This window comes from Clostridium sp. (assembly GCF_017888565.1).
Lineage (GTDB): Bacteria > Bacillota > Clostridia > Clostridiales > Clostridiaceae > Clostridium.
Map to the genome: position 1 here is coordinate 29,154 of NZ_JAGHFX010000005.1, position 19,774 is coordinate 48,927.

Below are 19,774 nucleotides of genomic sequence, written 5' to 3' on the forward strand. Positions count from 1 at the left end.
AAGGAGTTACCTTAACGTGATTTATATCATATTAAGGTAACTCCTTGTTAGTTTATTCTTATATTTTTTATCATAAGTTGAATGTTTCTTTTACCATTAAATTCATTAATATTAGGATAATAAATCAAATCTGCCTTTATATTTATATAACTACTGTCACAAGCTCTAATAAATTCTTCTTCCCCATATTTATTTATTACTTCTTCTTTAAAAGTTTCTAATTTATCAAAACTCACTCCATCTATATATAAAAATCTTCCATTAGATTCAAATTTAAATCTAAGCTTCAGAAAATTCTTTTCTTTTCCTAGTAACCATATTCTTTCTATATTAACATTTTTAACAGCAAATAAAGGACTAGAATTTCCTTTTCCATAAGGTCTTAAGCTTTCAATAATATTTATTAAGTCTTCACTTAGATAATTTAATCCAAGAGGTGAATCTATCTTAACAACTGGAATAATATCATCATCAGATAACTTACATATATTATTTAACTTATTTCTTAAAGGAATTATATTTTCTTCTTTAAGAGATAAACCTGCGGCCATTGGATGTCCACCAAACTTTTCTAAAAGCTCACTACATTTACTAAGCTCTTCAAATATGTTATATCCCTCTATTGACCTTGCAGATCCTTTAGGCATTTCCTTCCCTTTAGTTAAAACTATACAAGGCATATTATATCTTTCTTTTACTCTACCTGCCACTATTCCTGCAATACTTTCGTGTATAGTACCATCATATACAACTATTACTTTTTCTTCTTTCTTTTTTTCACTTTCTATTTTTTCAATAATTTTCTCAGAACTTTCTTTAGTTAGTTCTTGTCTTATTGTATTTAATTCACTTAATTGATTTGCCAAATCTTTAGCCTTATTAATATCTTCTGTTATTAATAATTCAACTGATAAATCTGCTGTTTCTAACCTTCCTGTAGCATTTATGCATGGACCAATTACGAAACCTAAATGATATTCTTCAATTTTTTTATCACTTAATCCAGTTGACTTTTTCAATTCTTGTACACCAAAGTTCTTTGTTTCATTTAATAACTCCAATCCCTTTTTAACAATAATTCTATTTTCATCAACTAAATCTACAACATCACAAACTGTTGCAATAGCAGCAAACTGTATTAAATCTAAAAACTTTTCTTCATCAATTTTAAACTCGTCATATAAACACTTAGAAAATTTTAGTGCTACTCCAGCTCCACAAAGTTTTTTAAATGGATATTGACAATCACTTCTCTTTGGATTTATTACAGCATCTGCACTAGGTATTGTTTCTTTTAATTCACCCTTATCATTTTCTCTAATTGGTATATCATGATGGTCAGTAATTACTATTTCCATACCAAGTTCTTTAGCTAAATCTACTTGCTCAAATGCAGATATACCATTATCACAAGTCAGAATTACTTCATACCCTTCTTCTTTTAGCTTTTTTATTCTTCCACTATGCATTCCATAGCCTTCATCTTCTCTATTTGGAATATAATAACTATAATTTGCTCCCACATTTTTTAATGCTTTGTAAAATATAGTCGTACTAATTACTCCATCACAATCGTAATCTCCATAAATAATTATTTTTTTATTATTTAAAATAGCATTTTTTATAATGCTTACTCCTTTTTCCATATCAGCCATTAGATATCCATCATAAAAATCATTTATTGTTCCATTTAAAAATCTATTAGCTTCTTCAAAAGTATCAATCCCTCTATTTGCAAGAAGTCTTAGTACTAATGGGTTTTCATTTATAGAATTAGAGAGCCTTAAAAAGCCCTCTTTTTTATTTACTAGTATCCAATTTTCTTTCATTTTTCCTCCTAAGACAAAACTATTTAAATAACATACCGCTCTTTATAGACTCTGCCTTATCTTTTGAAATTACTGATAATATTTCAAAAGCAAATGGAATTGCTGCAGCTGGTCCTTTGCCTGTTATCATTTTACCATCTACAACTACTAAATCTTCCTTATAATTGCTATTACCTATTTGGTCTTCAAAACCAGGATAACATGTCATACTTTTACCATCTGTTATTCCTGCTTTACCTAGAGCTATTGGTCCTGCACAAATTGCACAAATCCATTTATCTTTAGAATTAAACTCTCTTATTAACTCTATAACTCGTTCACTATCTCTTAAATTTTTAGCTCCTGGCATACCACCTGGTAAAACTAAAAAATCATATTTTTTTATTTCTTCATCCATTATATTTTTATCAGCTTTAACTATTATATTATGGGATGTTTTTACTTCTTTATCTTCTAATGAAAATGTATGACATTCTACTTCTGCTCTTCTTAGGATATCAACAACAGTTAAAGCTTCTAAAGTTTCAAACCCATTTGCTAATAAAATTGCTACTTTCATTCTACAATCCCTCCATAATTAAATAATTTCTTTTATTTCATCTTCTAAAGATATTGTCATTATGCTACTTCCTTTGCCTGCTCTATTCTGAAGCTTTATATCTTCAAGCTCAACTTCCTTCTTTTCTTTATTTTTAGAAACTAAAATTATTTTATCCGTAGATGTTAAGGCAACTTCCTTTGTATTATCTCTACTTTGTGTGCCTATTAAAGCACCATAAATTACTTCATCATTTTCTTTTAAACTTATTCCTGTAACTCCTGAAGCAACTTTCCCCATAGTATTTACATTTTCAGAAGAGAATTTTATCCCCATTGCCTTTTTAGTTATAATAAGCATCTCAACTTGGCACTCATCATATAATTCAACTGATATTAACTCATCATTTTCATATTTAAATTTATATGTTATTTGTGTTGAATAATTGCCATCAAACTCTGTTAAAGCAGTCTTTTTAACCATTCCTCTTCTTGTAAAGAAGTAAATAAATTTATTATCTTCAAAAGTTTTTAAAGAAAATACTTTTATTACTTTTTCATCTTTTTCTATATTATCTACAATTTTATTTAATGGTAATTCTCCCTTACTTACTCCAGATAATAAGAATGATGGTACTTTAAACACTTTCCCCTTATTCGTAAACATTAATACATTACTTAAGGAATCTGTATTTACTTTCAAATTATCATTTTTCTTAATACTGTTAAAGCCTTTTATGGTTCTTTTTGAAGTTATTCCTATAGAAAAATTAACAAACTCCATAGTTTCACTATATTCAACTTTTATTATTTCATCTTTATTTGATAAATCAAACATTATTGTCGGCAATATATTTCTAGGTAAATCTTCTATTTCAGGAATTTGTAGGCTAAATGATAATCCTTCTTTTGTTTCAAAGCTTATAAATTCTTTTACTTCTTCTTGATCTAATAATATAACATCTATAACTTCTTCAAAATCTTTAAGCTTTATAGCTTGTAATTTTGTATAGCTTGTTTGGAACTTATCTAATGCACTTCTCTTAATTCCACCTCTTGATGTTATAAATTGAATATATTTACTTGTTATAAATGAAGTTACTGAAGTTGCAAATATAATATTTTCTTCTTCAAGGTTTAAAGTTCTTATTATATTATCTGCTTTCTCACCTTTTTCTTTCCATTTACCTTCTGGAACATTTATACCTTTAGTCTGATACATATTTCCTTTGTTTGTAAATAAAAGAATGCTTTCCGTAGTATTAGATTTAAATAAGAACTTTAATTCATCACCTTCTCTATACTCAATATCTTCTGCCTTTGCATTAAGTCTATTAAATGTCTTTAGTGGTATTCTTTTTATAAATCCGTCCTTAGAAAGTGTTATCATAACATCTTCTACTACTATAAGCTCTTCAACATCTATTTTTGCTTCATTATCATCTTTAATAATAGATGTTTTTCTAGGATTTCTATATCTATCTGCTACTTCTTTTAATTCATTTTTTACTACTTTTAGAAGTTCTTTTTCTTCTGATAATATCTTTTTAAGTTTTTTTATAGTTTTTTCTAATTCAGCATATTCCTTTTGGAATACTTTTATCTCAAGTCCAGTTAATCTATATAACATCAATTCTAAGATTGCTTCTGCTTGTATTTCTGTAAATCCAAATTTACTTATAAGATTTACTCCTGCATCTTTCTTAGATTTAGATTCTCTTATTGTTTTAATAATTTCATCTAAAACATCTATTGCTTTAATAAACCCTTCAACTATATGAAATCTTTTTTCTGCAATAGCTAATTCTTTTATAGTTCTTCTTGTTACTATTTCCTTTTGATGGTTTACATAATGCTTTATTATAGTTTTTATCCCCATTGTTTGAGGTTTTCCATCTGCCAGAGCTACCATATTAAAGCTTAAATTACATTGAAGATCTGTTCTTTTAAATAAATATTTTAAAACCTTATCTGCTACTTCTTCATCGGCAGCTTTTCTTAACTCTATAACAGCTCTTACTCCACTCCTATCTGATTCATCTCTAATATCAACTATTGATTCTAGCGCCTTAGAATGTCTTTTATCTCCAGTCATTTCAGATATAGTTTGAAGAAGTTTTGCTTTATTTCTTCTAAAAGGAAACTCCGTTATTACTATTCCAACTCTTCCATTTTCAAGTCTTTCAATATTAGTTTTAGCTCTTAAAGTTACCTTACCTTCTCCAGTTTCATAGGCTGAAAGAATAGAATTTTCTCCTATTAATATTCCACCAGTAGGTAAGTCTGGTCCCTTTACATAATTCATAAGTTCTTTAGTGGTTATTTCTGAATTATCTATATATGCTAGTACTCCATCCGTAACTTCTCCTAAATTATGAGGAGGAATATTAGTCGCAAGGCCTACCGCAATTCCAAATGTACCATTAACTAAAAGATTAGGATATCTACTTGGAAGCACCTTTGGTTCCATTTCACTATCAGAATAGTTTGGCACCATATCAACAGTATCTTTATCTATATCTCTAAGCATCTCCATAGCAATTGGAGCAAGTCTTGCTTCTGTATATCTCATAGCTGCTGCTCCATCACCATCCATAGAGCCCCAGTTACCATGACCATCTATAAGTGTTTCTCTAGTTGAGAAATTTTGAGCCATTATAACCATCGCATCATAAACTGATGTATCACCATGTGGATGATATTTACCTAAAATATCTCCAACTATTCTCGCAGACTTATAATAAGGTCTATCTGGAAATGCTTTTAGCTGATATGCTCCATATAATATTCTTCTATGAACTGGTTTTAATCCATCCCTAACATCAGGCAATGCTCTATCCTTTGCAACTTCAATAGCATAGGGCAAATAGTTATCAGGCATTGCCTCCTCTAAAGGGACTCTAATTATATTATTATCCCTTGGTATATCATTAACTTTCTTCGCCATATTTTTTCTCCATCCTATAATTAAAATTCTCCATATTTATACATATAAGTTTTTCTTGGTTCAACTATATCCCCCATAAGTAGAGAAACCATTTTTTCAGCTTTAGCAGCATCTTCAATAGTTACTTGAAGTAAAGTTCTTGTTTCTGGATTTAATGTAGTTTGCCATAACTGATCTGGATTCATTTCACCAAGTCCTTTATATCTTTGTATAAGTGCACCTTTACCAATTTCTTTCTTTACATTTTCAAGTTCTTCATCACTATAAGCATACTTATGAACTTCTTTTCCTTTTACTGATTTATATACTTTATATAGTGGTGGTTGTGCTAAATATAAGTGTCCATTTGCTATTAAAGGTCTCATATATCTATATATGTATGTCATCCATAAAGTTCTTATATGGTATCCATCTACATCAGCATCACTCATTATTATTATTTTATCATACTTCAAATCTTCTTCTTTATAGTTATCTAAAGTTCCTGTTCCTAAAGCTGTATTAAATATTTTTAATTCCTCTGAAGCTAAAACATTTTCTAGCTTTTGTTTTTCCGTATTCATTATCTTACCTTTTGAAGGCATTATAGTTTGGAATCTTCTATCTCTTGCTTGTTTTGCAGAACCACCAGCTGAATCTCCCTCAACTACTATAAATTCATTTACTGTATTATCTTTTAAAGTACAAACAGCTACTTTACCTGCAAGTGGCGCAGCACCTTTTCCTACCTTTTTCTTTTCAGCTTCGTTTATTTTTTTAATCTTTTCTCTTCTTTGAGCTGCTTGAAGTGCATTATTTATAAGCATAGTTGCAACTTCTTTATTATCTTCTATCCATTCACTAAACTTAGTATATGCTAAATCATTCATCATAGTATATGCTTCAGTACTACCTAGTTTAGTCTTTGTTTGACCTTCAAACATAGGATTAGTTATTTTAATCCTTACTATAGCAGTCATACCTTCTCTTAAATCGTCGCCTTCAAAATCCTTATCCTTTTCCTTCACAAGTCCAAGTTTTTTAGCACCTTCTTTAAAAGCTCTAGTCATTCCTGTTTTAAATCCTGTTTCATGAGTCCCTGCTTCTGTAGTAGGAATATTATTAACGTAACTAGCTATATTTTCTGTTGATGAATCTGTAAATTGAACACACAATTCACCAAACATTTGTATATTATTAACTACCCTTTCTCCTTCAAAATAAATTGGAACTTGATGGAGTATAGTCTTACTTTCATTTAAATATTCTATAAAATCTAAAAGTCCTCTTTCAGAATAGTATTCTTTTCTAAATTCTTCTTCTTTCCTTAAATCTATTAATTCTAGATGTATTCCTTTATTTTGAAATGCTAATTCCTGTAATCTTTCATCTATTACATCAACTTTAAAGTCAACACTCGAAAAAACTTCTTTATCTGGCATAAAAGTAACTTTAGTACCTGTGTCTTTAGTTTTTCCAACTATCTCAAGCTTAGTTACAGGTGTACCTGGCATTTCTCTCTTTAGCTCTTTATCATAAGCATATTCAAACCTTTGCTTATATATATTCCCATTTTGATGTACTTCAACCTCTAACCATGATGATAAAGCATTCACAACAGCTGCTCCTACACCATGTAATCCACCAGAAGTTTTATAGTTTTTATTATTAAACTTTCCCCCAGTATGTAGTTCTGTAAAAACCATCTCTACTCCTGATTTCTTTTTAGTTGGATGGATACCTGTTGGAATTCCCCTTCCATTATCGATAACAGTAATACTTCTATCTTTATTTATTACAATTGTTGCTTTATCACCATACCCATTAGATATTTCATCTATGGAATTATCTAAAACTTCCCAAACACAATGATGCAATCCCTTTGTTCCTGTAGATCCTATATACATCCCCGGTCTTATTCTAACTGGCTCTAGTTTTTCTAAGGAAGTTAAATCAGTAACATCATATCCTTTCATTAAATCTTCGTTCATACAAACCTCCAAAATCACTATTAATACGTCAAACCAAGATCATTTAATTAGTTTAACCATACATATTCAATATATATATGATTCAATTATTAATCTAAATAATTAAAGTAATTGTATATTAAATAATCAACATACTTATTTGAGAAAAATTTAAATTGAAATCATATATACCAATATTTTTTATATAAGTTACTAAAATATTTACTTTATTTTATAATGCCAATTGCTTATATAATTTATTTAAATTTTAAAGCTTTATTCTAACCTATATAATCTTTTTAATTTTATCATAATTAACTTATAAATAAAAATATAAATCTTTATAGCAAAAAAGTCAAACAAACGTTCGTAAAAGAATTAAAAATTTTAAAATTAAATATATTTATACTCTTCTTTACATATTTAAAGAGCTGTTATAAAACTATTTTTGTAGTTTTATAACAGCTCTTTCATTACTGAACATCACAAATTTCTATATTCCTAACATGCTTAGTTGGATTCCATTCCTTATTATTCTTTCTTATTATACCTTCTATTGTAATTGGTATCCATGTTAATGTATATAATGAATATAATAAGAATCTAAAGAATAAAATAAGCTTCTTTTTACCTAAGAATAATGCTGTAGCTAATAAGAATGCTAAATTATAAACTATGTCTATCAATAAAACTGTTGCATAATTTTCCGCCTTTGTAGCAAATATAGGTAATATAATTACACTTAAAGAATAGAATATAAGCATTGCAAAAAGTCCAGGTGATATTTTTTTATCTAATCTCATAATTAAAGGAGTAATTAAAAATTGCATAATACCAATAACCTTAAAGAAAACATCTCCTGTTAAATAACTAATTAAAAATATATTAAGTCCTTCTGGGCTCATGCCTTGAATAAAGCTTAGTACTGCTGATATACCAATCATTAAAGTAAAGAACGGCTGTATAACATATAGAGCACAATCTAAAACAAACCATTTTCTTTCTTTAATACCTTTCTTAATAAGTTTAATAAAATATCTAGATGCTACATCTGTAAATCCTTGCATCCATCTTCTTCTTTGTACCCATGATTGTTTTAACGTTAATGGTTTTTCATCGTAAATTATTGCATCATGAGCCCAACCTACTTTTTCGCCATTTAAAACTAATTTACAACTAAACTCTAAGTCTTCAGTTAAGCATGTAGCTCCCCAACCAAACTTCTTTAAAATATCTGTGTCTATAGCAAATCCTGTTCCACCAATTTGATTTGATAGTCCAACATTTGCTCTTGCTAATTGATACATTCTATTTTGTGTCCAAAATGCTATTGAATAAGAAGTAGCTATCCATGAGTCATTAGGATTTTTGCTATCTATATAGCCTTGTACTACTTTATAACCTTCTAACATCTTTGAATTTATTTCTTTACACCAATTTTTTGACACTAAATTATCAGCATCAAATACTGCAACTGCATCATATTTCTTCTGCATTTTGAATATTTTATCAAACATCCATTCTAATGCATATCCTTTACCCTTTTGCTCTTTATTGAATCTCTCATAAACATAGACTCCATATTTTCTTGCTATTTTTGCAGTGTTATCATCACAATTATCTGCAATAACAAAAACATCAAAAAGCTCTCTCGGGTAATCCTGATTCAGCATACTTTCTATTAACTTTCCAATAACAACTTCCTCATTATGAGCTGCAACAATCATTGCAAACTTCTTTGTAGGTGTATAATTCTTCTTTTCAGCTTTTCTTTTTAATCCAAAAAAAGCTAGTATAAAATAATACATCATTATTGCAAAGACAACAATCTGAAATACGCCTGTCACAGTAAAAATAACTTCTTCCATTACATCCACTCCTATAAACAAAGGAAAATTTCCTTATATTACTATTTTTGAACATTATCTTTGACATCTTTATTAAATATATTCTAATAGGGGTAAAAAATCAAGTGTAGAAATCTTAAAAATTCATTAATATTATATTACCCCTACGTGCTTCAATTAATAATCTAAGTAATCAAAACTATAAATATATTAAAAAGCTAATATATTTATTTAGTATGTTATAAAAATCATAGTTATATATTGTTAATTATATATATGAGTTGCTAAAATAATAACTCTATTTATATATTTTAATTACTTTCAGTTTATCAAATATCAAATAATTATTTATATATGTTATTTTATCCTATATAAATAAAGATATAATTAATATGCTTATGTAATAATTCCCTAATTTTTTACCCTAAATAAATATATTGTTTATATATCACTTTTATTAATAAAATTTATACTAATAAAATATAAAAGTCACTTAGATATAAGTATTAACTTAAAACTAAGTGACTCCTTATTAATAATCTTCAAATAGGGGTTTCTATTTTTGAGATTATACGATTCCTTGAGCTAACATAGCATCTGCAACCTTCTCAAATCCAGCTATATTTGCTCCCATTAATATATTTCCCGGCTCTCCATACTTTTCTGCAGCACTTTTAGAGTTCTTATATATGTTTTTCATAATGTCTTTAAGTTTTGAATCAACCTCTTCAAAACTCCAAGCTAATCTCATGCTATTTTGAGACATTTCTAAAGCAGAGCATGCAACTCCACCTGCATTAGCAGCTTTTGCTGGTCCAAACATAACTCCTGATTTTTGAAGTAATTCAATTGCATCTAAATCTGTTGGCATGTTAGCACCTTCTGAAACAACTTTTACTCCATTTGAAATTAATATTTCTGCCGATTTTCTATCTAATTCTCCTTGTGTTGCGCAAGGAAGTGCAATATCACACTTAATTTTCCAAATCTCCCCAACCCCTTCTACATACTTAGCATTTGGATTAGATTCTAAATATTCTTTTATTCTACCTCTTCTTACTTCTTTAATTTCTTTAACTATATCTAAATTTATTCCATTTTCATCATAAATATATCCATTTGAATCACTTAAAGCTACAACCTTAGCCCCTAACTCTGTTGCTTTTTCGCAAGCATATATAGCAACATTACCTGAGCCTGATATAACCACAGTTTTATCTTTAAAACTTAAGTTATTATCATTTAGCATTTCTTCAGTAAAATATACTAACCCATAACCTGTAGCTTCTTTTCTAGCTAAACTTCCACCGTAAGTTAAGCCTTTTCCAGTTAAAACCCCTTGATCATTTGCATTTCTAATTTTCTTATAATATCCATACATGTATCCTATTTCTCTAGCACCAACTCCAATATCTCCAGCTGGTACATCTGTATCAAGGCCTATATGCTTACATAATTCTGTCATAAAACTTTGACAAAATCTCATTACTTCTCTATCAGATTTTCCTTTAGGGTCAAAATCTGATCCACCCTTACCCCCACCTATAGGTAAGCCTGTTAAAGAATTTTTAAATATTTGTTCGAAACCTAAAAACTTTATTATACTTTGATTTACAGATGGATGGAATCTTAATCCACCTTTATAAGGTCCAATTGCACTATTAAATTGTACTCTAAATCCTCTATTAATTTGAACCCTTCCTTCATCATCTATCCATGGCACTCTAAAAAATATTTGTCTTTCAGGTTCAACAATTCTTTCTAATATTCCTTCTTCTATGTATTCAGGATGCTTGTCGAATACTGGCACTAAAGAACTAAGTACTTCTTTAATTGCTGCTAAAAACTCTTTTTCGCCATTATTTCTTTTTTCTACTTCAGTAATAACTTTATTAACATATTCTCTTCCTAACATCGGCCCCAACTCCTTTAATTTCCAATAATATATATAATACATTATTGGAGTATTTTTTACTATATTTTTCTTTAATATTCCATAAAATTATTGATTTAATAATTTTATACACAGCTATATATTATTTTAAAAATTTGAAAACATTTAAAAATCATTATATAAATTTTATTATGTAGAGTTTTTAAAGTAACTTTATAAAGATTACTTTTAAAAAATAATCTTTATAATCTATACTTAATTTATATTAATTTATTTAATATAAATTATTTTCTACTTTTTTCTACATCGTCTATTATATATTTTATTATTTTTATATCTTTCCCTTTACTATACATATATATAGGAATAGCTGTTATTATTCCAACTACAGTTCCAGAAATTATATCCCACATAGTATCGTTTAAACTGCCATTTTGAGCCTTAAGTCCAAATAATGAATCTGTTGTAAACTCCCATATCTCCCATGCTCCTGCTGCTGCTGTTGCAAATAGTATAACAAATATAACTGAAATTAAAGGATTCATTTCTTTTCTTGATTTTTCATTAGTTAAATATAAAAATAAAACATATCCAATTATAGCTAGTATAGCGCCAGATAATAAATGCAAGAATTTATCATAATTAGTTATTGAATAAAAGTTCCAGACACTTGCTAAATACATTGATAAAAATATAAAACTCATGTTCATATAATATATAATTCTAGACCCTTTAAGAAAGCTCTTTATATATAATAAATATGCTCCTACTATAGTTACAAAGGTAAGTCCTATTCTAAAAAGTTTTTCTACATCTCTTATTGCAAAACAGTATATAGCAGTTATTATTAATACTAAAGTAAAAATAGCTGCTAATATAAATTCATTTCTATTTTTTTTATTTGTCAATTACATCACTCCTAGAATTTAATACCAATAATTATACAACAAATTTTAAAACTTATTTTTAATTTATAAATATTGTTTACTAAATATTAACTAATTAATCTTAAGATTTTTATTTTTAAATAATATTAAAGAAGTTAGTGCTCCAATAATTAATCCGCCTAAATGAGCAAAATTATCTATATTCGGAATAGTTATACCTATAATAACATTCAATACTATAGTTTCTAATATATTCTTCAAATATTGCTTTCCAATTTTATCTCTTTCTTTTAATCCAAATATAAGCATTGCTCCTAAAAGTCCAAATATTGCTCCTGATGCACCTACAGATATACTATTAGGCTTAAATAAATAACTCACCACAGATCCACCTAAAGCCGATATAATATAAATTGCTATATATCTTTTATTCCCATATACAGCTTCGACTTCTCTTCCTATAATACTAAGAGCACTCATATTAAAGAAAATATGTATTATTCCACCATGTAAAAAAGCAGATGTTAATAATCTATATATTTCCCCACTATTGATTAAGACATTAACTTTTGCACCCATTTGAATTAGAGTATAAATATCTATATCAATTAAATTTCGTGATTTAATAACTTCGACTAAATATAATAGAATATTTAAAATAATTATTGTATATGTAACTTTATATTCTTTAAAGCTTATCTTTCTTTTACTATCTATATTTACTATATAATCTATAATTGGAATAAATGCTTTAGATCCATTACTACAATATATTATTCTTCTTTCTTTTAAAGAAAAAATTAATTTATTATAATTACTTTCTCCATAATTTATATATTCTCCAGAAGTTAGAATTATTAAGTTTAATATAAATGGCTTGTTTAATGATTTTGCTAAATATTCTCTTGCTTCATTAAAGTCAACTTCTTCATCTGAATCCTTCACTACTATAACCCCAACCATTACTTCATCTAAATCTAATAAACCTATCCATTTATTTTTATTATGAAAATTACTATAATAATCTCTCATAAAGAATTTTAATTCCTTAGTTATTGAATTAAAAAATACTTTTTCAAACTTCTCCACATATATCCCCCTATCATTTAAATAGTAATAAGCAATTGGTAATTAGTTTACCAATTGCTTATCAAATATTAATAATTTAATTAATTTCTTTATCAAGCATATCTAAAAGTTCATTAAACCTCTCTATAGTTGCTTCTAAAGGTTTTGAAGTAGTCATATCAACTCCAGCTTTCTTTAAAATTTCTATTGGATAATTGCTACCTCCACTCTTTAAAAATTCTATATACTTAGGAACTGCATCTTCTTTTCCTTCCAGTATTGATTTTGCAAAAGCTGATGCTGCAGCATACCCAGTAGCATATTGATAAACATAGAAATCAGAATAAAAATGTGGTATTCTTGCCCACTCAATATTAATTTCTTCATCAACTATCATATCTGGTCCAAAGTATTTAACATTTAAGTCATGCCATGTTTTATTATAATCTTCAGCTGTTAAAGGTATTCCCTTTTCTAAACTTTCATGTGTATATAATTCAAATTCTGCAAACATAAGCTGTCTAAATACAGTTGTTCTTATTTGCTCTAATTCTTGATTTATTAAATACAACTTTTTCTTCTTATCAGTTTCTTTATTTATTAAGTGATGTATTAAAAGTGCTTCATTAGTAGTTGATGCTACTTCTGCACAAAACAGAGTGTATCCTGCATAAATATATGGTTGCTCTTTTCTTGAATAATAAGAATGAATAGAGTGACCCATTTCATGGGCTAAAGTGGATACATCATGTAACTCATAATTATAGTTTAATAAAACATATGGAATTGTTTTATATCCACCCCAAGAATAAGCTCCTCCTCTTTTACCCTTGTTTTGATATATATCTATCCAGCCTTCTTCAACTCCACTTTTAAAAATATTTAAATATTCATCTCCTAATGGTTTTAACCCTTCTAAAACCATATCTACAGCATTATTAAATTCTATATGTTCTTTTGGTATTTCAATAACTGGAACATATAAATCATACATATGCATTTCATTTAATCCTAGTAGCTGCTTCTTCAATGCTACATACCTATGAAGAGAATTTAAATTTTCATCTATAGTTTTTACAGAATTCTTATAAACTTCTAGAGGTATATCATTTGGCTTTAATGAAGCTTCTAGTGCAGAGTTATATTTTCTAACTTTTGCACTAAAATTAAAGTTCTTTATTGAACTTGTTAATGTAGTTGCAAAAGTATTTTCTAAATCTTTATATGACTTAAATAATGTTTTAAATGCTTCTTCTCTTACTTTTCTATCTTTACTTTTTATAAATCCTGAATAATTCCCTTCAGTTAACTCTACTTTTTCACCATCTTCATCAACTATGTTTCCAAATTTCATATCCGCATTTGTAAGCATATTGTGAATTGAATCTGGAGCGTCTAAACAATCTGAAACTTGTGCTAATAATTCTTCTTGCTCTTTACTTAAAATATGAGGTTTTTCTTTTAGTATATCTTCAAACATAAATGAATACATCTTTAATTTTTCATTACTGTTTATAGCATTTCTTATAAAATTATCTTCTAATGACAATATTTCTGGTACAAAATATGCTGTATATGATGCAAATTCAGCCATATAAGAATCTACCTTATTCATCATAGCTTGATATTTAGGATTAGAAGTATCTTCATCACATTTTAAATGAGCATATACATATACTATTTCAGCCTTTATTCCTAAATCCACATATTTATTCAAGTAAGCTAAAATATTTTCTTCATCATTTAACTTTCCTTCAAAATCTTTAAGTGATGGAGCCTCTTTTTTTAATTCTTCAAATGTTTTCTCCCACTCCTCATCAGTTGAAAATATTTTATTTACCTTCCACTTATATTTATCTTCGATTTCTTCTCTTTTTTTCAATCCCTTTGATTCACTCATATTTTTTTGCCTAATCTTTTTTAGGCCCTCCCTTCTAATTATATTCTTCTTCTTTTCCTACAATATCCTTAAAAACATTTTCCATAGAATCTTCAATTAATTCTACACATCTTGTTATTCTTTCCTTCATAACCTCATAATCATCTACATATTTAAATTTTATTAAAAATGTAGGATTATATTCATCTAACATATCCTCAATTTCAAATTCTTCTTTTATAAAGGCATCATAATTAAAAACATCGTATATTGCTGAGTATTCCCATTCTTCTACATCTTTATTTGTATCAAAATATAAATTTACAACTTCGTTAACAACAAAAAGTTTTTTTACATATAAAGCTCCCTCTGAAACTTGAAAACTCCCAAGCTCCTTAGTTATAAATCCCGTATCTTTATCCTTTTCCATTAATACTAAACTTGAAAAATCCATGTATATTCCTCCAAAATCTTTACTTTAGTTTTAATAACTTACCTATATTATATGTTTTATTCATAATATAAATCAACAGAATAAAATAATTAAGAAATGAAATACTGAAAGTAAACTGCTTTACATTTTAAATTTGTGTCAATAATACAAATAACAAGTAAATCAATAATATATTTAAAGTTATTGTTGCAAACCATTCGCATTTTCATATATAATAATTCTAGACTATTTAGGAGATGATTTTTTTTATGATTAATATAAAAGATTTATGTTTTTCATATTCCAATAAGCCACCATATTTACTTAAAGATATAAACTTAAATATACCTCAAGGTATATATTTATCTATAGTTGGTGAAAATGGAAGTTGTAAAACAACACTAATAAAACTAATACTAGGTTTATTAAAACCAACATCTGGTTCAATTGAAGTTCAATCAAATTCTATTGGATATGTTCCACAAAGATTAGATTCTTTTAACTCACAATTTCCTATTACAGTAAAAGAAGTTTTATCTTGTCATAAAAAAGGCTTGAAAAATAATAATATAAATATTTCTTCTATGCTTGAAACTGTAAATATGAAAGATTATGAAGCAAGACTTTTAGGAATGCTATCAGGTGGACAACAGCAAAGAGTTCTTATTGCTAGAGCCTTAATGGGAAATCCAGATATTATTATTCTCGATGAACCTTCTACTGGTGTTGATGAAGCAAATCAAATTGAAATATACAATATTTTAAAGAAACTAAATCAAGTGGATAAAAAGACTATTATATCAATAGAACATAATATAGATATTGCTTTAAATAATTCGACTCATATACTTAAAGTTGATAATGGAAATATTACATTATTTACAGTTGATGAATATAAAAATTTTAGAAATAATAATTTAAAGTTAAATGATGCTATTTAAGTTTATGATCAAGAAAGGTAGATTATATGTTTCAATTAGATTTTATGCAAAATGCCTTTATGGCTGGCTTTATAATATCAATACTTTGTCCTTTCATAGGACTTTTTTTAGTGCTTAGACGCTACTCAATGATTGGTGATACATTATCACATTCCTCTTTTGCTGGAGTTGCTATAGGATTAGTTATAGGGGTTAATCCTATTATAACAGCATTTTTATTTACGACTATTTGCGCAATAATTATTGAATTATTAAGAGAATACTATAAAAAATATGCTGAACTTGTTATGTCCTTAGTTTTAACCTTTAGCTTAGGTATAGCAATAATACTTATAAGTAGTGGAAAAGCTTCTGCTAAAGTTAATTCTTTTTTATTTGGTAGTATTCTTACTGTTTCTACTCAAGATATATTTATGATATTAATTGTAGGAATAATATGCTTAATAGCACTTATTTTTTTATATAATAAACTTATTTATATTACCTTTGATGAAGAAGGTGCAAAAACTGCTGGGATAAAAGTAAAATTAATAAACTATATTTTTACTATATTAGTTGGTGCAACTATTTCAATGTCTATAAGAATAATGGGGATACTTGTAATTTCCTCTATAATGATTGTTCCTGTTGCTACTGCAATGCAATTAAAAAAAGGATTTAAAACAACATTATTATATTCAATATTTTTTGGAATGTTTGATATTTTGATGGGATTATTTTTATCGTATTATATAAATAGTGCTCCAGGAGGTACTATTGCAATTACTTCAGTATTTACTTTAATTATAGTAATAATATTAGATAAATTTTTAAATTTTAAATAACATTTAAATTTAGATTATAAAAGGGATATCTTCATATGAAAATATCCCTTTTATAATTTAATTGCTATTAACCTTTATTTATTTCATAATTAATATTAATGTCTATTTGTTCTTTTTACATTGATCACAAATACCATTAAGTTCTAACTTGTGTTCTGTTAAGCTAAATCCCACCTTAGCCTTTATAGCTTCTTCTATTTCTTCCATGGGACAAGGTATTTCAACACACTTATGACAGACATCACATTTTAAAGTGTGTTTATGACTTTCTTTTTTAAATATATATATTGCAGGTCCATCTATATTTATTTTTTTAATTATATCTTTTTCTTCAAGTAACTCTAGTGTTCTATATATAGTGCTAAGATTTAAATTTTCATTTTGCTTTTTACATTCACAATATATATTTTCTGCTGATAGCCCTTTATCTGAAGACTCTATTATATTTAAAATTGAAATTCTTCCTGCTGTTATTCTAATTCCATTTTCTTTTAAATAATTTTCCCAGCTCATTTTATTCTCCTAACGTTCTAATCTTTATATAATTATAACACTATTACTCTACATATTAAATATTAAAAAAATATCATTTTAAGTCCTAGTACTAATAGTATTATTCCTCCTAATAAATCGGCATATTTGCATATAAAATCAACTCTCCTAGCATATCTACACATAAAAAATCCAATTGTACATATAAGTAATGTTATTAATCCTACCAAAATAGCATCAACAAATAATAATATTTCATTAACTTCATGAAATGCAGTAAATCCAACTACTAAAGCATCAATACTAACTGACATACCTAAAATTATATACATTGACTTTCTTATTAAAACTGACTCATCATTATTATTTTTTTTAAATGCTTCTAGTATCATTATGAATCCTATTAAAGCTATTATAACTCCGCCTATAAAATTAGGTATAGCAACTATATATGTATCAAAAAACCTTCCACCTACCCCGCCTAAAAATATAAATAAAAATTGAAAGAAAGCAAATGAAACGATAAACCACATTTTATTTCTTCTTTTTAATAAAGGATTTATCCCTAAACTTATACTAAGTCCAAGCGCATCCATTGCCATAGCTATTCCTATTAAAATCACTTCTTTTAATCCCATTTTATAGAAAACCCTCCAAATTATATAATTCTACTCTATATATAATTATAAAGTATAGTATTTATGTATTATTTTTTTTAAATAAGTACTTTTAATAAGACAAATTTTATTGTATATTATTAAATAGAGTATATGATATTTGATAAAGTATATCATATTTTGTAGTTTTATATAAAGGAGAGTAACTTAATGGCGAATTGTATAATTGCTCAATCTGGAGGTCCAACATCTGTTATTAACTCAAGTGTAGTAGGCTTACTACATGCAAATAAGGATTTAGGTGCATTTGATAAAGTATATGCAGGTCTAAATGGGATAGAAGGTATATTAAATGGAAATATAATCGAATTATCTTCCTTTACTGATGATGAAATAAATACATTTAGATACACACCATCTTCTGGTTTAGGTTCTTGTAGATATAAAATGAAAAATTTAGAAGAATCAAGTGAAGAATATGACAAACTTTTAGACATATTAAAGATTAATGATATAAAAGCCTTCTTTTATGTAGGTGGAAATGATTCTATGGATACTATTGCTAAGCTAGGTAAATATGCAAGTAAAACTGGAATAGATATAAAGTTTATTGGTATTCCAAAAACAATAGATAATGATTTAATGCACACTGATCATACTCCTGGGTTTGGTAGTGCCGCAAAATTCATTGCAACAACTGCACTTGAAACATATCTAGATTCATCAGTTTATATAAATAACGGAATATTTATTTTAGAGACAATGGGTAGAGATACAGGTTGGTTAGCTGCTTCTTCTTGTATTGCAAGAATAAATGGCGAGCCTGTTGCAGATTTTATATATTTACCTGAAGTTGCTTTTGAAATAGAAAAATTTCTTTTAGATGTTAGAAAAAGATTCCAAGAAAAAAATAAAGTTTTTATAGTTGTTTCAGAAGGTATAAGAAATTCTGAGGGAAAATTTATAACTGAAGTTGAAAAACAATCTCATGATAAATTTGGACATGCACAATTAGGTGGCGTTGGTTCTTACTTAAAGAACTTAATAATCCAGTCTGGTATAACATCTAGAGTTAAATCTTTAGAATTAGGCGTATTACAAAGATGTGCAATCCATTGCGCTTCAGATGTTGATTTAAAGGAAGCTTTTGAAGCTGGATACTCTGCATTAAAATTTGCACTTGAAGGGCATAGTGGATATATGGTTGCTATAAAAAGAGATTCAAGCACACCTTATTCTACTTCTCATTTCCTTGTAGAAGCAGACAAGATAGCTAATAATGTTAAATACTTTCCTATAGATTTAATTAATGATGAAGGAAATCATATAAAAGAAGAAGCTTTAGACTACTTCTTACCTCTTATTTCTGGAACTCCTTCATTAGTTATAGATAATCATTTACCTAAATTTAAAACTATATCCAAATAATAAAAATGGAAGTTCTAATTCGAGCTTCCATTTTTGTGCATATATAAATAATAGATAAAAGTTCTATTTAAGTTTAAAAACATCCTTAAGTAAGTAAAATCAATGGTTTAAAAGAGGCTCACGAAACGTGAGCCTCTTTATAAAAATAAGAGATTAGCTTTTTTAAGGCAATAAAGATTATTTGAAATTTATAAATTTTATA

15 protein-coding genes are annotated in these 19,774 nt (G+C 27.2%); 3 read left to right on the forward strand and 12 right to left on the reverse strand.

Features of this window, described 5'->3' with window-relative positions; genetic code table 11:
• Positions 1-47 precede the first annotated feature (47 nt).
• From recJ to J7M87_RS01210, 10 genes are all read right to left on the reverse strand, one after another.
• Positions 48-1,829: a single-stranded-DNA-specific exonuclease RecJ gene (gene recJ / locus J7M87_RS01165; RefSeq protein ID WP_291647856.1), complete on the reverse strand. Its 1,782-nt coding sequence runs from the start codon at positions 1,827-1,829 to the stop codon at positions 48-50.
• Positions 1,830-1,848: 19 nt separating this feature from the next.
• Positions 1,849-2,388: a DJ-1 family glyoxalase III gene (locus J7M87_RS01170; RefSeq protein WP_291647858.1), complete on the reverse strand. Its 540-nt coding sequence runs from the start codon at positions 2,386-2,388 to the stop codon at positions 1,849-1,851.
• An 18-nt stretch (positions 2,389-2,406) separates the two neighbouring features.
• Complete coding sequence (locus tag J7M87_RS01175) at positions 2,407-5,313, reverse strand: DNA topoisomerase IV subunit A (protein ID WP_291647860.1); 2,907 nt, start codon at positions 5,311-5,313, stop codon at positions 2,407-2,409.
• 20 nt (positions 5,314-5,333) lie between these two features.
• Positions 5,334-7,283: a DNA topoisomerase IV subunit B gene (locus J7M87_RS01180; RefSeq protein WP_291647862.1), complete on the reverse strand. Its 1,950-nt coding sequence runs from the start codon at positions 7,281-7,283 to the stop codon at positions 5,334-5,336.
• A 452-nt stretch (positions 7,284-7,735) separates the two neighbouring features.
• Positions 7,736-9,130 (reverse strand): glycosyltransferase family 2 protein, encoded by a 1,395-nt coding sequence (locus J7M87_RS01185; RefSeq protein WP_291647864.1) that lies wholly within the window; start codon positions 9,128-9,130, stop codon positions 7,736-7,738.
• Between the two features lie 547 nt (positions 9,131-9,677).
• Positions 9,678-11,024 (reverse strand): NADP-specific glutamate dehydrogenase, encoded by a 1,347-nt coding sequence (gene gdhA, locus J7M87_RS01190; RefSeq protein WP_291647866.1) that lies wholly within the window; start codon positions 11,022-11,024, stop codon positions 9,678-9,680.
• 263 nt (positions 11,025-11,287) lie between these two features.
• Entirely contained in the window at positions 11,288-11,911 is a 624-nt protein-coding gene (locus J7M87_RS01195; protein WP_291647868.1) for a hypothetical protein, read from the reverse strand.
• A gap of 90 nt (positions 11,912-12,001) precedes the next feature.
• Entirely contained in the window at positions 12,002-12,979 is a 978-nt protein-coding gene (locus J7M87_RS01200) for a rhomboid family intramembrane serine protease (protein WP_291647870.1), read from the reverse strand.
• A 76-nt stretch (positions 12,980-13,055) separates the two neighbouring features.
• Complete coding sequence (gene pepF / locus J7M87_RS01205; RefSeq protein WP_291647871.1) at positions 13,056-14,858, reverse strand: oligoendopeptidase F; 1,803 nt, start codon at positions 14,856-14,858, stop codon at positions 13,056-13,058.
• Between the two features lie 34 nt (positions 14,859-14,892).
• Positions 14,893-15,291 carry a DUF6762 family protein gene (locus J7M87_RS01210; protein ID WP_291647873.1) on the reverse strand — a complete coding sequence of 133 codons (399 nt, stop codon included), beginning with the start codon at positions 15,289-15,291 and terminating at the stop codon, positions 14,893-14,895.
• A gap of 248 nt (positions 15,292-15,539) precedes the next feature.
• Between J7M87_RS01210 and J7M87_RS01215 the strand changes: the two genes are divergently transcribed.
• Complete coding sequence (locus tag J7M87_RS01215) at positions 15,540-16,211, forward strand: metal ABC transporter ATP-binding protein (protein WP_291647875.1); 672 nt, start codon at positions 15,540-15,542, stop codon at positions 16,209-16,211.
• A gap of 26 nt (positions 16,212-16,237) precedes the next feature.
• Positions 16,238-17,035: a metal ABC transporter permease gene (locus J7M87_RS01220; protein WP_291647877.1), complete on the forward strand. Its 798-nt coding sequence runs from the start codon at positions 16,238-16,240 to the stop codon at positions 17,033-17,035.
• 102 nt (positions 17,036-17,137) lie between these two features.
• Here J7M87_RS01220 and J7M87_RS01225 read toward each other — a convergent pair whose 3' ends face one another.
• Both J7M87_RS01225 and J7M87_RS01230 read right to left on the reverse strand, forming a co-directional pair.
• Positions 17,138-17,548, reverse strand: coding sequence for a Fur family transcriptional regulator (locus J7M87_RS01225; protein ID WP_291647879.1), 411 nt, complete (start codon positions 17,546-17,548; stop codon positions 17,138-17,140).
• A gap of 62 nt (positions 17,549-17,610) precedes the next feature.
• Positions 17,611-18,165, reverse strand: coding sequence for a manganese efflux pump (locus J7M87_RS01230; RefSeq protein WP_291647881.1), 555 nt, complete (start codon positions 18,163-18,165; stop codon positions 17,611-17,613).
• A gap of 189 nt (positions 18,166-18,354) precedes the next feature.
• Here J7M87_RS01230 and J7M87_RS01235 point away from each other — a divergent pair, with 189 nt between their 5' ends.
• The gene (locus tag J7M87_RS01235; RefSeq protein ID WP_291647883.1) at positions 18,355-19,572 is read left to right on the forward strand and encodes a 6-phosphofructokinase; all 1,218 of its coding nucleotides are present in this window, start codon (positions 18,355-18,357) and stop codon (positions 19,570-19,572) included.
• Positions 19,573-19,774: the final 202 nt, after the last annotated feature.

Coding starts and splice junctions, on each gene's coding strand:
- recJ (WP_291647856.1), bottom strand. CDS start 1,829: ATGAAAGAAAATTGGATACTAGTAAATAAAAAAGAGGGCTTTTTAAGG.
- J7M87_RS01170 (WP_291647858.1), bottom strand. CDS start 2,388: ATGAAAGTAGCAATTTTATTAGCAAATGGGTTTGAAACTTTAGAAGCT.
- J7M87_RS01175 (WP_291647860.1), bottom strand. CDS start 5,313: ATGGCGAAGAAAGTTAATGATATACCAAGGGATAATAATATAATTAGA.
- J7M87_RS01180 (WP_291647862.1), bottom strand. CDS start 7,283: ATGAACGAAGATTTAATGAAAGGATATGATGTTACTGATTTAACTTCC.
- J7M87_RS01185 (WP_291647864.1), bottom strand. CDS start 9,130: ATGGAAGAAGTTATTTTTACTGTGACAGGCGTATTTCAGATTGTTGTC.
- gdhA (WP_291647866.1), bottom strand. CDS start 11,024: ATGTTAGGAAGAGAATATGTTAATAAAGTTATTACTGAAGTAGAAAAA.
- pepF (WP_291647871.1), bottom strand. CDS start 14,858: ATGAGTGAATCAAAGGGATTGAAAAAAAGAGAAGAAATCGAAGATAAA.
- J7M87_RS01210 (WP_291647873.1), bottom strand. CDS start 15,291: ATGGATTTTTCAAGTTTAGTATTAATGGAAAAGGATAAAGATACGGGA.
- J7M87_RS01215 (WP_291647875.1), top strand. CDS start 15,540: ATGATTAATATAAAAGATTTATGTTTTTCATATTCCAATAAGCCACCA.
- J7M87_RS01220 (WP_291647877.1), top strand. CDS start 16,238: ATGTTTCAATTAGATTTTATGCAAAATGCCTTTATGGCTGGCTTTATA.
- J7M87_RS01225 (WP_291647879.1), bottom strand. CDS start 17,548: ATGAGCTGGGAAAATTATTTAAAAGAAAATGGAATTAGAATAACAGCA.
- J7M87_RS01230 (WP_291647881.1), bottom strand. CDS start 18,165: ATGGGATTAAAAGAAGTGATTTTAATAGGAATAGCTATGGCAATGGAT.
- J7M87_RS01235 (WP_291647883.1), top strand. CDS start 18,355: ATGGCGAATTGTATAATTGCTCAATCTGGAGGTCCAACATCTGTTATT.